Origin of the sequence: Bdellovibrio sp. (genome assembly GCF_036384735.1) — a bacterium.
Taxonomy (GTDB): domain Bacteria; phylum Bdellovibrionota; class Bdellovibrionia; order Bdellovibrionales; family Bdellovibrionaceae; genus Bdellovibrio.
In genome coordinates this window covers 14,314-27,500 of record NZ_DASVLT010000030.1, presented here as the reverse complement: position 1 = coordinate 27,500, position 13,187 = coordinate 14,314, and the positions used below count along the sequence as shown (strand labels likewise).

Sequence of the window (13,187 nt, the reverse complement as noted above, 5' to 3'; positions counted from 1 at the left end):
AAAGCCACGCGCATTTTCATTCCGCCAGATAGTTGGTGAGGAAATAAATCAGCGGCATCCTGAAGCTTTACCTTTTCAAGTGCCTGCAGGGCCTGAGTGCGAGCTTCGGTGCGAGAGATATCGTTAAAGCGAGGTAAAAGCTCAAAGGGTAAAAGAATGTTTTCTAAAACGCTTTTCCATGAAAGTAAATTAGCCTCTTGAAAGACGAACCCTGTTTGATTTTGAAAGGTATTTTGCAGACTTCCTGTCGTAACGGATTCAAGTCCTGCCATAAGGCGCAGCAATGTAGATTTGCCACAGCCTGAGGGACCGACAATCGCTGTGAATGTCCCAGAATCAATTTTTAAATGAAGGTCTTGAATGACTTCACGTCTGGCGAAGCTTTTCCATAGACCGTCTATTTTGATTCCCTTAAAGCCTTCAGACATTCTTTTTAGATCCAATCGTAGTTAAAACTGATGCTGATACGTTCTTGATTGGAATCGTTTCTTGGAACTTCATGGCGAAGCCAGCTTTCAAATAAAACAACATTTCCAGCTTCAGGTTTCAAAGAATAAAATCTTTGATTGATATCTTTCGCATTATGTTTGCGCGGAGGCGACGCCATAAAAGAATCCATTCTTGGATCTTCAAATTTGATCGAAGAACAGTTTTTTGGAGTTTGTACATAATAAGTTCCGCTGATCACTGAGAGCGGATGCATATGCATAGTGTGAATCACGTCTGTCGGCATGATGTTGATCCAACAAGAGCTCATTTTAAGTTCTTTGGGATCGATGTCCATCTCAAGATGCTTCACGAATTTACGAACATGCTTATTGATTTCTTTCTCGAGTAATTCAAATGTCGTTGAGACTTGGTGAAGCTGTGCGATGGAGCCATAGGATGTGTATCCACCCTTGTAGTTTTTAAGGGACCATAGCTGACCTTGCTCATCGATCTCAGAAAACTTCAAAGCTTCCTGTTTGATTTCTTTATTAATTTGAGACGTTCCTGAGGGCTTCAGCGGAGCGTAATAAACGAAGGTAGGGAAGAGTGTCTTTATCATATTGAGACATTAGGGCGAAAAATCCCCCAAGACAAGAACGGAAACCACTACTTATTAGACAGGTGTCAGGCGCAAAAAGGGCTCTTCTCAGGGTGAGTCAGGCCAAGCTCAAAATAAACGGGGGTGCGATGGCACCGCGCTTGCTTTGTATCTAGGTATTACCAAGGAGTGAATTATGAAAAAGCAATTACTTGTAACAGTTATCGCGATGATCCCTGCTATGAGCTTTGCCAAGGTTTCTGATTTCAACGCGATGATCGCTGAGAATATTAAGGAGCAAAATCAACTTCACTCGACAGTAACTGAAAACGTAGGTGAGGCTCGCCAAGCTTCAAATACTCACGAACGCATCGTAATCGTAGAAAACAACCCATCTACTTCTTACAATGCTCCAACGAAAAAAGATTTGTTGGCCTTTAAGAAAGAGAAAAAGAACTTTGAACCTTCTCAGAAGAAACAATTGGATCGTTTGGCGACTGAAATCAATCTTTCTGACGAATAATCGTTTCGAAAGATCTTTAAAATACCCCCTAAAGGCGGCCTTCCCCCGGGCCGCTTTTTCTTTTTGTATGATCGCTTATTTGCTGAGGGCTTGTGCCGGTCGTTAAAGAATAAGCTTGCGAAGTTCCTGCTGCGAATAAACGTAATCTGCGTAAACCATCGTGTTCGCAATATTTCTGTGCCCCAATGCCACTTGAACAAGGCGTAAATCCTTCGTCTTTTTATAAAGCTCGATAGCGAAAGTATGCCTGAGGGCGTGGAATTTCTTTGGAACGGGGCGATACATTTCCCAGACCTGATAGAGGCGGGGGTACGAAATCGGAAAGACCCTGGTTCCACCCTCTTTTTCGGCGAATCGATGAAGTCGATTGAAGATTTCGGGATGAAGAGGAATTTCCCGATCATTGGATCCCTTTAGACCCCGGATAAAAACGCTTTCGTCATAAGGGTTCAAATCACTTCGTTGAATATTGAGAATTTCCTGGGCTCGAGCACCGGTTCTTAAACCCACCCAAATCATCAAACAATTGCGCGGGTCTTTATCTTGAAAATCCCCGAGAATTTTTCGCAAACGTTCCGATTCGGGTTCCAGGAGATACTTGTTTTTATTGAGTGAATACCGAGATGCTGCCGTAGCCATAGCCCATCATTGAGAAACTAGCCCATCATTGACAACATCATTTTCAAAGACGCATCGCGCAACAAATGAGTGCGGAAAGCTTATTAAATGTAAATCCATATGCTGCGTCGCATCTAAGTTGGTGATATATAAAAATTTATTGTTTAGTTTGGCTTGATGCTATGCATTGTGTTCTGTAGGGCTCATGATCTTCAATATGCACGCGTAAAAATATAATTAAAATTAATAGCTTAACACTATAGCTTATAACTATAATCTCTAGTTGAATTTGGAAAAGGGGTTATCAGGGGTATCCTTGATGGATTCTTTTGTGGTTTCAACAACTTAGCTTGACTCTTTATTCTGGCCATTTAAAGTATACATGTATTTCACAATGCTTTCTAGTGGGTATAACAATAGTAATGTTGTGAAATACAATAGTCTGGAGGTCTTCAAATGGAAATGAACACCCAAGGGTCGGGTCTAGAGATAGATGAAACGATGCTTTCAAACGAGAGCTTTCAAGAAGGGGAGGACTCTCCCCGATCGAAGACATCTTTAAGGATGCATTATGAAGCCCAGGTTTCTGTTATCCGTCGTCAATTGGGGGATTTAGAATCGGTTCGTTTGGGGCTAGGTCTTTCACAAAGAAAAATGTCGCAACTTTTAATGGTCGATCCATCCAGTTGGACTCGCTGGACAAGGCAGGGGGATGAAGCTCCACCCCATATTTGGCGTGCTCTTCAGTGGTTTTCAGCTTTAAACGATAAGATTCCAGGGTTAACTCCCCATTATTTTATCAATCAAAGTCCGCAGGTTTTGCATCAAAAGGCTCTTCAGGAGTTGGATCACGAACGCCAAGACCGACTTCAAGAAATGGCTCTTTTAAGGGATAAAATCGATGCTGTGTCCATGGAAAGAGATCGTCTGCAACGGGAACTTCAGTCGGATCTACAAAATGAACTGCAAAACGAGGTCGCTAAACTTAAAAAAGACCTGAATTTTCATAAGAAAATCAGTATAGTCGTCCTTTCTTTAAGTATCACCTGGGGAGCGTTGCTCCTGCTTTGGAAATTAAAAACGTAAGTTGAGACATAAGATGATTAAACACGACTCCATTCGCCTTTTAGCCACTCAAAAAATCGCTGCTGCCATCACAAAAATGGGGCAAGCGTTGAGTGAAGACGAAATCTATAAAGCCCTTGTTGAGCCCCCACAGTCTGACATGGGAGATCTCGCTTTCGGTTGTTTTACTTTAGCCAAAGCCCTGCGCAAAGGTCCGCCACAAATTTCTGCTGAGATCGCGCAAAATATTGAAACAGATGGTGCTCTTATCAAAGCGCAGGCTGCGGGTCCTTATTTGAATCTCACTTTTTCTCCGGTGGCGTTTGGTGAGCAGGTTTTAAATCCGATTTTGGATGGTTCTTTCTTTAAGAAGCAGATTTTGGAAAGAGCTCCAAAAACAATGATCGAGTACTCTCAGCCAAATACACATAAAGAGCTTCATGTAGGCCACATGAGAAATCTGTGTCTTGGTGATGCTTTGGTGAGAATGCTTCGTTATACAGGTCGCGAGATTATTTCTTCTACTTTCCCTGGTGATATGGGAACTCACGTCGCGAAATGTCTTTGGTATATGAAAAAGCACAATCAAGAACCGGTTCCTGAAACAGGAAAAGGCGAATGGTTGGGACGAATGTATTCGAAGGCAAATCTTCTTTTGGAAGATCAAAATGGAACTCCTCAAGAGGAAGTCAATCGTGCGGAATTGACCGAAATCTTAAAACAGCTCGAGTCAGAAAAAGGCCCTTACTATGATCTATGGAAAGAGACTCGCGAATGGTCCATCGCTTTGATGAAAGGCGTTTACAAGTGGGCCGATGTTCAGTTCGACGAATGGTATTTCGAGTCAGAAATGGATGCGCCTTCCGCTGCTTGGGTAAAACAACTTTATGCTGAAGGAAAGCTAGAAAAATCAAACGGTGCTATTGGATATAACTTAGAGTCTGAAAATCTAGGTTTTTGCATGCTTCTGAAAAGCGACGGTACAGGACTTTACGCGACTAAAGATTTGCTTTTGGCGAAACATAAATTTGAAGACAGAAAGATTGAGAAATCCATTTATGTCGTCGACATGCGCCAAGCACTTCACTTTAAACAAGTCTTCAGAGTCCTTGAAATTCTTGGCTTTAAGCAGGCAAAGAACTGCTATCACTTACAATATAATTATGTGGAGCTTCCAGATGGTGCGATGAGTTCTCGTAAGGGCAATATCGTGCCTTTGACAGATCTTGTCCACGGCATGGAACAACACGTGAAAACGACATATCTCAGCCGTTATGAAAATGAATGGTCGAAGGAAGACATCGATTTGATTGCGTCACAGGTTGCAAAGGGCGCGATTTTCTACGGCATGCTTCGTATCGATACGAATAAGAAAATCGTTTTCGACATGAACGAATGGTTGAAGCTTGATGGCGAGTCAGGACCTTTTGTGCAGTATTCTCACGCGCGTATTTCAAGTCTTGGTAGAAAATTTCCTCGTGATGCAAAAGCTTCTGTGAAGTGGGATCTTTTGACTCATGATTCAGAAAGACAATTGATGCAGTCGCTATTTGGGTTTAATTCGGCGGTGGCTTTGGCCTCTGAAAACTTTAAGCCAGCTGCGATCTGTACTTATTTGTATGAGCTAGCGAAGAAGTTTAACGTCTTCTATCACGAGTGCCCCATTGGAACAGAAAAAGATGAAGCCACTCGACAAGCGCGTCTTGCATTGGCTACTGCTGTTGGTGCGACCTTAAAACAAGGTATGTCAGTTTTGGGAATGCCAGCTCCAGAGAAAATGTAATCTTTTTGGTAATTCAAAATAAAGGAAAGCCTTGCTATTTCTATAAGATGGCGAGGCTTTTTTTTATGATGCCTCCTGAAGGTTGCTGCTTGGCGTTTATTGCTGGGTGTAAGCACTAGTCTTTTTACTCAACTCGCACCATGATTCTTTTCGCAATTCATTACTTGAATATGTCGAATGTTTAATTCGACTCTGAAGGAGTCTACTTTGGGAACTTTTGAAGTTATCTCTAAGCATGGTGACCACGAACAAGTCGTTTTCTGTAACGACCCACACGTTGGTTTGAAAGCTATCATCGCGATCCACAACACAGCATTGGGCCCAGCGCTTGGCGGCACTCGCATGTGGAACTATAAAAACGAAGACGAAGCGTTGGTAGACGTTCTTCGCTTGTCCAAAGGTATGACTTACAAAGCTGCAGCTTCTGGTTTGAATTTGGGTGGTGGTAAGGCCGTTATCATCGGCGATCCTAAGACTCAAAAATCTGAAGGTTTGTTCCGCGCATTTGGTCAATTCGTGAACTCTTTGAACGGTAAATACATCACAGCTGAAGACGTTGGAACGAATGTTCAGGACATGGAACACATCTATATGGAGACTCCTTGGGTGACTGGTATTCCTAAGGACTTTGGTGGTTCTGGCGATCCGTCACCATACACTGCGCATGGTGTTTTGATGGGTATTAAGGCCTCTGCGAAGGAAAAATTCGGCACTGATTCTTTGAAAGGCCTACGCATAGCGATTCAAGGTCTTGGAAACGTGGGTTCAAATCTTGCGAAGTACTTGAAAGAAGAAGGCGCGATTATGACGGTTGCCGACATCGATATGGCTCGCACGAAAAAAGTGGCTGAGACTTATGGCGCTACAGCAGTAAGCTCTGATGAAATACTTTTCACAGAGTGTGACATCTTAGCTCCGTGTGCTTTGGGGGCTATTGTCAACGATCAAACGATCACGAAACTTAAAACTAAAGTGATTGCTGGTGGCGCTAATAACGTATTGGCTGAGGCTCGCCATGGTGACCAATTGCGAGAATTGGGTATCTTGTACGCGCCGGATTACGTGATCAACGCCGGTGGTTTGATGAACGTATTTGTTGAGCTTGAGGGTTACTCTCCAGAGCGCGCTTTCGAGAAAACAAAACGCGTTTATGACAATATCCTTAAAGTTTATGAAATCGCTAAGCGCGACAATATCGGAACTCACACAGCGGCCGATCGTTTGGCTGAAGAGCGTATCAATACAATTGGTCGCTTGAAACAACGTCATCCAGGTAAATCTTCTCGCGCGTTCACCACGCTTCGTGAAGTTCACAACCGATAGCTCGCCTTTAAAAGCGAATTTCATAGAGGCTCGTGGTCATTTTCTTGTGATCGACGGGCCTTTTTCTTATTCATCACTCGCCGCGTAAGGATATCGATCATACGGTGGCTTTACTTGACTAAGATCCTTGAACTACAGAACAATTATCCCTCGTAAGTATAGACAAAATTTGAAGTATAGACCAGCCAGCGAGGATTATCTTGAGTACGAAAAATTCTAAAAACGCGTTGAACTCCCCAGATCAAGTGACTGAAAAATTGCGTGAGGGTTTTGTGTGGACCACAGCTCACTCTAAAATGGTGATCACTGCGATTATCGTTTTCGTTGTGATCGGAGCTGGTGTTTCCATCAGTGGTTATCTTTCAGATAAAAAAGAAACAACTTATCAAGAAAAGTATTTCCCATTTGAAAAAGCTTATACTGAAAAACGTCGTACCTTTGAAGAAGCCGCTCGTCTAGCAGCAGCTCCCCAGCCAAAAGATAAGAAAACACCAGCGCCAGTTGTTGATCCTTCTAAAAAGGCCACTGGTGATATGCAGAAAGATTATGGCGATGTCATCGCTGGCTTTGAAGGCTTGGTGAACGAAGTTCCTTCAACAAAAGCAGGTCAAATGTCTGCTTTAAACTTAAGCAACATCTATATCGATTATAAAAAGAATGACGAAGCGTTGGCGACTTTGCAAAAAGTTGAAAAGAACTTGAACAACACAGACGCAACAAGTGCTCTGATCTACATGCAAATGGGCAATATCTACGCGGACAAAGGCGATTGTAAATCTGCTGTTTCTTCCTGGGAAAAAATCGCAAATAACAAATCATTCAAATTCGCTCATGATGAAGCGAAACTTCGCATGGGTCTTTGCTATGAATCAATGAACGATCTTGCGAAAGCAGAAGCTCTTTACACAGAAGTTTCTAAAAAAGAAGAGGCCGGTTCACCGAACGATATGGCGGCAGTTCGTGAAGCTGACAAATATCTTCGTTTGTTGAAAGCTAAGAAATCTCTTTAATCTTTCTTAAGAGGAACGAATGAAATTTAAAAGCCGTCTGATTTTTAGTCTTAGCCCGTTGGCCTTTGTTCTTGCAGGATGCTCGACCTTCAATTCAACAATGGAAGGCTGGAGCTCTCGCAACAATAAAAGAACCTTTGAGGTCAAGACGGCGTGGGTTCGTTCTACAACCGCAGAAGACAATCTGGGGTTTAGAAAAATCAATCGTATGACACCTTTATTAGTTGGTCCTTTGGTTATTCAAGGGAATGGCATGGATGGTGTCACTGCCTATGATCGCGAATCTGGCAATTTAAAATGGCGTTTACCGATAGTTAACGGAGTTGAACCAAGTGCGGCGGTTATTCGTGATCGCTTGTTCTTTGGAGCCAGTGACGGAAATTTTTATTCTGTCGAAGCCAGCACGGGTCGAGTTCAGTGGAGTTTTCCGACAAAGATTGAAAACCTTTCTGAACCTCTTCTTGAAGAAGGTGTCGTTTACTTCCTGTCTGGATCCAACGTTTTCTATGCACTTGATGCGGCTACTGGAAAGCAACTGTGGCTTTATTCTCGTCAAGATACGGCTCAATTCTCAATTCGTGGTGGAAGCAAAGCAGCCATTCGTAACGGTGTCCTTTACGTAGGTTTCTCGGACGGCTCTCTGGTTGCCCTGAATGCAAAAACTGGGAACGTGGTTTGGGAACTTCAACTGAATCATAATAAACGTTTCAGAGATATAGACGCCGCTCCGGTTTTGGATGGTGATCAGATCTATATCGCAGGTTATGACGACAAGCTTTACTGCGTTTCTGCTGATAAAGGCGAGATTTTGTGGCGTGTGGATGGTGGAAGCTACAGCGCTGTTACAGTCTTTGGGGATCGTCTTTTGTATGCAACAACGAATGGCGAAGTCCAGGCATTGAAAAAACAAAATGGTGAAAAGATCTGGTCATATAAACTTAAAGAAGGCATTCCAACCCAAGTGAAGGTCTTTAAAGGTATTGTCGCCTTTGGTGAATCACAAGGTCGCTTGCAATTTCTGGATGTGACTACCGGCAAGGTCTTGGGTGATATGGATCCAGGTCGTGGCATTCTTTCTTCTCCACAAGTGGACGAGAAAAACAACCGTGTGTATTTCATTTCTGGTGAGGCAAATCTTTACGCGATTGATGCAGGCTGGGTGAAACAAGATTACTTTAAGGAGTAGGTTATGAAGAATTTCGTTGTTTTAGCTTTAACAGCTGGTCTTCTGACTTTGGTTGCTTGTTCTCACGCCAACTGCGGAGCTCAAAAGCCTGCGAATAAATCAGGAGTTGTTATGGATAAATCCTCTTCAATTGATCATGTAAAGGTTTATAAAGCTGATGGAACTCTTCAATGTGGCCAGGGTAAAAAAATCTCGATCTCTGATATGCAGAAGGATTTAAAAGACATAAAAGTGTACTCGAGCGAAAATAAAAACGACGGCATGATGCGTATTCAGTTGTGCGGATCTCCAACGGGAAATGCGAACGTTTATGAAATTGATCGCAAAGATTTGGAAGCCGCTTTGAAACTTGGATTCAAAGAGTGGACTGCTGAATAGTTAACAAATGTTTAACGTCTTATTTTGAGGCGTTCCCACTGTAAACACCCGAGTAACAAAACACGCATGGAGGTCATTCTCAATCTGAGAATAGGCCTTTTTTCAATAACATAAGGTTGGTCTTTCGATTTGCATAGTAAGCCTATGAGGTGATTTCTATGCGTAAGATCTATACTCTGTTGATTGCTTTTCTAATTGCTTCTGGTGGGAGAGGAGTCCCCTACGCGCATGCTGAGTTATCAGCTGAGCACAGATATCAATTAGCAAAACTCAACTATATGTTGGCAGTGGATCGTTTGGATTTCTATTCCGATGGTCTTGCTGACTACCTCATGGATCACGATCAGAAATTAGCTGCCGAAGCCATTCGTCAAATTCGCCCTGAAGAATACGCTTCAGAAAACTATTCCATGCAAGATCTCAATAATACCGAGAAATGGAATGAGTTGATTCTTTCTATGTTACATAAAAAATTTCCTAAATTTAAAAATTTAAGCCAGAAAGATATCGAGTGGAATTACAATTTCTTCCGCAAAAAACTCATGGAAGGTTTTAAAGCCGATACTATCGAGCTAAAAAAAGAAGCTTCTGTTTCAGATGTAAACTCTCATACAGTTGGTTATAGCAAGCGCTCCATTCCCAATGTGGATGGCAGTACTATTTTGTTAGATTCTGAACGCTATATTTCTGAAAAAACAACCCGTGCGATATTCTGGGATGCAGCTCAAACCGGAAAAGCGATTGAATTCCACATGGGAACTGAACGCGACTTCCGTCAGAGAATCTCGCAAGAAGATCGTGAAGTGATCGCAGAGGTGAAAACTCGCGCCGCAAATTATAATAAAATCTATTTGGTCTACGACGCCAGATCTGGCGAGTATTCCTATGCATTTACCCGCATTTCTGGCGATGATCGCGTGAAACACTTACTTGCTCAATTACGCATCCTTGAATACGACAAGCAAGTGGCTTTAAAGAACGATTTCGTTCGAGTCTATGGCAACGCCAACCAGGTACACCGCGACCAAGAAGCACGTCTTTTAGAGATGTTTAAAACGCTTCCCAAAGCGGATGTCGTTGTGATCGGCCAAAAATCTGCGATCTCTAATGTGATCACAATGGCTGGAATGATGGCGCAAATTCAACCAAATGCTACTCAACCTGTAGGTACAGATAAATCACAATTAGCGAAATTGTCAGATGCTGTGAAAAAGTCAGGCTCTTATTTTTCCGTGACGACAAAAGCATCTGTTGTGAAAACGGAGTTCGAGAAAATCACAAACCCATTAGCTGCGAACTACGAAATTTTTAACTCTGAACAACCAAGTCATGACATTTCAGACGTTTTGCTTGAAACCAAAGAGGGTCGCATTGTGCGCTGGAGATTTATCTCTAACATGTGGGGAGATGAAGTTGTCCCGGTCGCTCGCGCCCTTCGCAATTCAGGTCACGATAAAGTGGTCTATATCGGTACAGCCGGCGGCATTATTGGTAAGGGCCTGAAAGTCGGGGACGTGGTCGCTCCTTCAAAAACATACACCCAAGTTGGAAAACTTTTGGATTTAGAAGCTCCAACTTATGGAGCTGATTTTGTGAAGACAGGAATGACTTTGGGGCAGGTGACGTCTCCGTTTGACGAGACAAAAGATTGGCTGAAGAAATGGAATAATAAAATTGATCTGGTTGAGCTTGAGACAGGTTATTTAAAAGAAAATCTAGGTCCTCGAGTAAGCTTCCAGCCTTACTTATTGGTATCTGACGTTGTGGGTTCGGAACACGAGTCTTTAGCGGTAGCCGCTGCTGATTCTGGTAAACGTAAAAATGGTCAGTTGAAGCTCCTTGAAAGCCTCTTCTTACAAAACAATATCAAGGCTCCGGTGGGCAATCTTGAAATGATCTCTGCAGAAGAAGCTGTGCAACGAATGTATAAAAAAATTGATGAGCTTCGTCCTTCGCGCGATATCACATCAAAAGCTCAGTTAACCCAATTAGCTCTTCGTCAGGGGTTAACAACGACAGAGCAGCTCGAGAAATTAATCAAAGCCGAACCGGCGTTTGATCGCCAACTCTTGATGGATAAACTTGAGAAATTCTCTGCTGCGACGGAATTGCTAGCTAAAAAGATTACGAAGGTAAACTTCACGATCATCGGTTCTAATGAATTCATGAACGGCACCTGGAATCCTAAGAAGACATTAACTTTGAAATTAATGATCGGTTCCATGAAAGCAGATGAAGCCAAGAAAGTTTATGCAAAAGAGCTTTCACAAATCGCTGTCACAATGGGTAAAGACCTGCAAATTGATGTGGTTGATTTCGATGTCGAGAAAACTCGCCAGGCAATTCAGTTCGATGCAACTAGCAAACGTACATTGTCGAATTACTACGAACAAAAAGTTTTAAAGAAATTAGGCTTGACCAAAGAGATCGATAAAAACGGCGGAGTTCGTTTCCGCGAGATCACTGAAACTTCGGGAGGTATGAGATGCGAAGCCGTACTTTTATAAAAAGAACCGTTCCTAGCTTGTCAGTGATCGTCGCAATCTTTATGCAAGGGGCCCTCGCTCATGCCGATTTGACTTTAGGTCAGAAAAATCCCATTCAAGATCAAGCGGCAATTGAAATTCATGGTCCCCAGCTTCCAGCTAAAGAAAAAGTTTGGCTTGGCTTGCAGGCTATTGAAAGACAACTGAACTTGTTTTGGGCAAATACAGACTCGGATTCGGATCTTTCAAGACTTCGCCAAGGCATTGGGATTGAAATAGTTCGTTCAACAACATCGATCAACAATGATCACCACACGAAATTAAGCACTTATTACAGCGATCAGAAGCTAGTACTTCGTTTGGCGGTCGATGAAACCTCTTTAAGTAATCCCGACCTGTTGATCAAAGATATGGCCATGGCGTTAGTCATCAGTCATGTGCGCAATCCAATTGTTGAGCCCGTACCAGGTTTTAAAAGACTTTTAGAGTCCCCACATTCATGGGCTGAAATGTATTTCAATGCCAGTGAGGGCGGCATTCTATCGAAATCTCGTTTGGCTTCCATTGAGTCAGCAATGCTTTCGTCGGATGTTATGCCTAACGTTGTGACCTACCTAAATGGCTTAAATATCCCAACACCTCATGCAGAAGCTCAGATTGCAGCCGATCGTGCTCAATCAGCTAAAATCGATGCAGAGCTTTCGGCTAAAGCGGTGAAATATGCTCGTCAGCAGCAAAAGGCCTTGGATCAATGGAGATCTGAAACTCAAGCCATGGATAAATACGAAGCTATGACTGATAAGCTTAATGATTTGATGCTTAAGAACGATCGCAAAGGCGTTCGCAACATGCTGGAAGCTTATCTCCCATGGCAGGTGATGGAGCCGACAGAGTATAAAGCTTGGAAAACTTGGCTTGATGCTATTGAAAATCCAGATTTGAACAACACCACGGTGGCATTTCGCGGCTTGGACTACAGGACCGATAAAATTCAACGCGTCCAAACAGCTCAAGGCGAGAAGTTCGCCTTTATGTCGACTGTATTGACTAAAAACCAAGGTAGCTACACTCGTCGTCTTCGCTCCCTGACAACGAATCGCGAAAAAAACGGTGATGAAGGATTTAAGTCTTTCGGCAGCAAAATCATGGACGTGAAGATCACAGACCAAATGACGGCTCATGCTCGTGATCCGAAAGCCTCTAGTTTCCTGTCGTTTACGTACAATCCAGTTGTCGCAAGTCGTTTTATGAATCCCGATAAAGTGACGACTGAGAACGGAAAGACAGTTCGTACTCCCTCGGGCGGATTGCTAGCGGTTCGCGTGGACTCTCGGCGTATGGTACCAAACGTAGTCTCTATGTACTCGGGCGAGATCGAATTGCTGGCGCCACTTATTATTTTCCCCGATGAAGTGCTCGCTTATCACGAAGGTGATTTTAATAATAACAAAGATGGCAAGTCATCGAGAGAGGTTTATAAAGAGTTTGTTGCAGCAGTCTCGGCAAAATCAGGTAAAGACTTCTCTCAATGGGTTCAGAGCAATATGGATCCACAAATGATGGCTACATTTAAAAAAGATGGCATCCGATTCTTCAAAAATCTTTCTGAACAAGCTGTGGATGCGCCCTTCTGTTCAAAAATTTTTTAATTCTAACATCAGCGCTGGTCTGACACGCCAGCGCTTTTGCGCGACTTCTCGAAAACAGGTTAAACGCCTCACAAATTAACAAAAAACAAATCATAGTTTACAGAGTGATTTCGATGACTTATATGTGTCAAAGTCAGCG

12 protein-coding genes are annotated in these 13,187 nt (G+C 42.9%); 9 read left to right on the top strand and 3 right to left on the bottom strand.

Annotated features, from left to right (window positions below):
- Both VF412_RS08795 and VF412_RS08790 read right to left on the bottom strand, forming a co-directional pair.
- Nucleotides 1-428 (bottom strand): ATP-binding cassette domain-containing protein (locus VF412_RS08795; protein ID WP_331338861.1); only part of this gene is annotated, 428 nt, incomplete at its 3' end.
- Between the two features lie 5 nt (nucleotides 429-433).
- A complete protein-coding gene (locus VF412_RS08790) occupies nucleotides 434-1,048 on the bottom strand; it encodes a 2OG-Fe(II) oxygenase family protein (RefSeq protein ID WP_331338860.1) in 615 nt (204 codons plus the stop codon).
- Nucleotides 1,049-1,223: 175 nt separating this feature from the next.
- On the opposite strand from VF412_RS08790, the gene VF412_RS08785 reads away from it, so the two are divergent.
- Nucleotides 1,224-1,550, top strand: a complete 327-nt coding sequence (locus VF412_RS08785) for a hypothetical protein (RefSeq protein ID WP_331338859.1) — start codon at nucleotides 1,224-1,226, stop codon at nucleotides 1,548-1,550.
- Nucleotides 1,551-1,652: 102 nt separating this feature from the next.
- On the opposite strand, the gene VF412_RS08780 is transcribed toward VF412_RS08785, so the two are convergent.
- Nucleotides 1,653-2,189: a tyrosine-type recombinase/integrase gene (locus VF412_RS08780; protein WP_331338858.1), complete on the bottom strand. Its 537-nt coding sequence runs from the start codon at nucleotides 2,187-2,189 to the stop codon at nucleotides 1,653-1,655.
- Between the two features lie 435 nt (nucleotides 2,190-2,624).
- On the opposite strand from VF412_RS08780, the gene VF412_RS08775 reads away from it, so the two are divergent.
- The 8 genes from VF412_RS08775 (at nucleotide 2,625) to VF412_RS08740 (ending at nucleotide 13,048) form a co-directional block, all read left to right on the top strand.
- A complete protein-coding gene (locus tag VF412_RS08775; protein WP_331338857.1) occupies nucleotides 2,625-3,254 on the top strand; it encodes a hypothetical protein in 630 nt (209 codons plus the stop codon).
- Nucleotides 3,255-3,267: 13 nt separating this feature from the next.
- On the top strand, nucleotides 3,268-5,016 hold the full coding sequence (gene argS, locus VF412_RS08770; RefSeq protein WP_331338856.1) for an arginine--tRNA ligase: 1,749 nt from the start codon (nucleotides 3,268-3,270) through the stop codon (nucleotides 5,014-5,016).
- Nucleotides 5,017-5,193: 177 nt separating this feature from the next.
- Nucleotides 5,194-6,339, top strand: coding sequence for a Glu/Leu/Phe/Val dehydrogenase (locus VF412_RS08765; protein WP_349259001.1), 1,146 nt, complete (start codon nucleotides 5,194-5,196; stop codon nucleotides 6,337-6,339).
- Nucleotides 6,340-6,539: 200 nt separating this feature from the next.
- A complete protein-coding gene (locus VF412_RS08760; RefSeq protein ID WP_331338854.1) occupies nucleotides 6,540-7,349 on the top strand; it encodes a tetratricopeptide repeat protein in 810 nt (269 codons plus the stop codon).
- A 19-nt stretch (nucleotides 7,350-7,368) separates the two neighbouring features.
- Complete coding sequence (locus VF412_RS08755) at nucleotides 7,369-8,535, top strand: PQQ-binding-like beta-propeller repeat protein (RefSeq protein ID WP_331338853.1); 1,167 nt, start codon at nucleotides 7,369-7,371, stop codon at nucleotides 8,533-8,535.
- Between the two features lie 3 nt (nucleotides 8,536-8,538).
- Nucleotides 8,539-8,913 carry a hypothetical protein gene (locus VF412_RS08750; RefSeq protein WP_331338852.1) on the top strand — a complete coding sequence of 125 codons (375 nt, stop codon included), beginning with the start codon at nucleotides 8,539-8,541 and terminating at the stop codon, nucleotides 8,911-8,913.
- Between the two features lie 158 nt (nucleotides 8,914-9,071).
- Entirely contained in the window at nucleotides 9,072-11,420 is a 2,349-nt protein-coding gene (locus VF412_RS08745; RefSeq protein ID WP_331338851.1) for a hypothetical protein, read from the top strand.
- Nucleotides 11,399-13,048, top strand: coding sequence for a hypothetical protein (locus VF412_RS08740; RefSeq protein WP_331338850.1), 1,650 nt, complete (start codon nucleotides 11,399-11,401; stop codon nucleotides 13,046-13,048). The genes VF412_RS08745 and VF412_RS08740 overlap by 22 nt, the downstream gene beginning before the upstream one ends.
- Nucleotides 13,049-13,187 lie beyond the last annotated feature (139 nt).

Bases quoted from the DNA above. Each gene is read 5' to 3' on its own strand.
- VF412_RS08790 (WP_331338860.1), bottom strand. From the start codon at position 1,048: ATGATAAAGACACTCTTCCCTACCTTCGTTTATTACGCTCCGCTGAAG.
- VF412_RS08785 (WP_331338859.1), top strand. From the start codon at position 1,224: ATGAAAAAGCAATTACTTGTAACAGTTATCGCGATGATCCCTGCTATG.
- VF412_RS08780 (WP_331338858.1), bottom strand. From the start codon at position 2,189: ATGGCTACGGCAGCATCTCGGTATTCACTCAATAAAAACAAGTATCTC.
- VF412_RS08775 (WP_331338857.1), top strand. From the start codon at position 2,625: ATGGAAATGAACACCCAAGGGTCGGGTCTAGAGATAGATGAAACGATG.
- argS (WP_331338856.1), top strand. From the start codon at position 3,268: ATGATTAAACACGACTCCATTCGCCTTTTAGCCACTCAAAAAATCGCT.
- VF412_RS08765 (WP_349259001.1), top strand. From the start codon at position 5,194: ATGTTTAATTCGACTCTGAAGGAGTCTACTTTGGGAACTTTTGAAGTT.
- VF412_RS08755 (WP_331338853.1), top strand. From the start codon at position 7,369: ATGAAATTTAAAAGCCGTCTGATTTTTAGTCTTAGCCCGTTGGCCTTT.
- VF412_RS08750 (WP_331338852.1), top strand. From the start codon at position 8,539: ATGAAGAATTTCGTTGTTTTAGCTTTAACAGCTGGTCTTCTGACTTTG.
- VF412_RS08745 (WP_331338851.1), top strand. From the start codon at position 9,072: ATGCGTAAGATCTATACTCTGTTGATTGCTTTTCTAATTGCTTCTGGT.
- VF412_RS08740 (WP_331338850.1), top strand. From the start codon at position 11,399: ATGCGAAGCCGTACTTTTATAAAAAGAACCGTTCCTAGCTTGTCAGTG.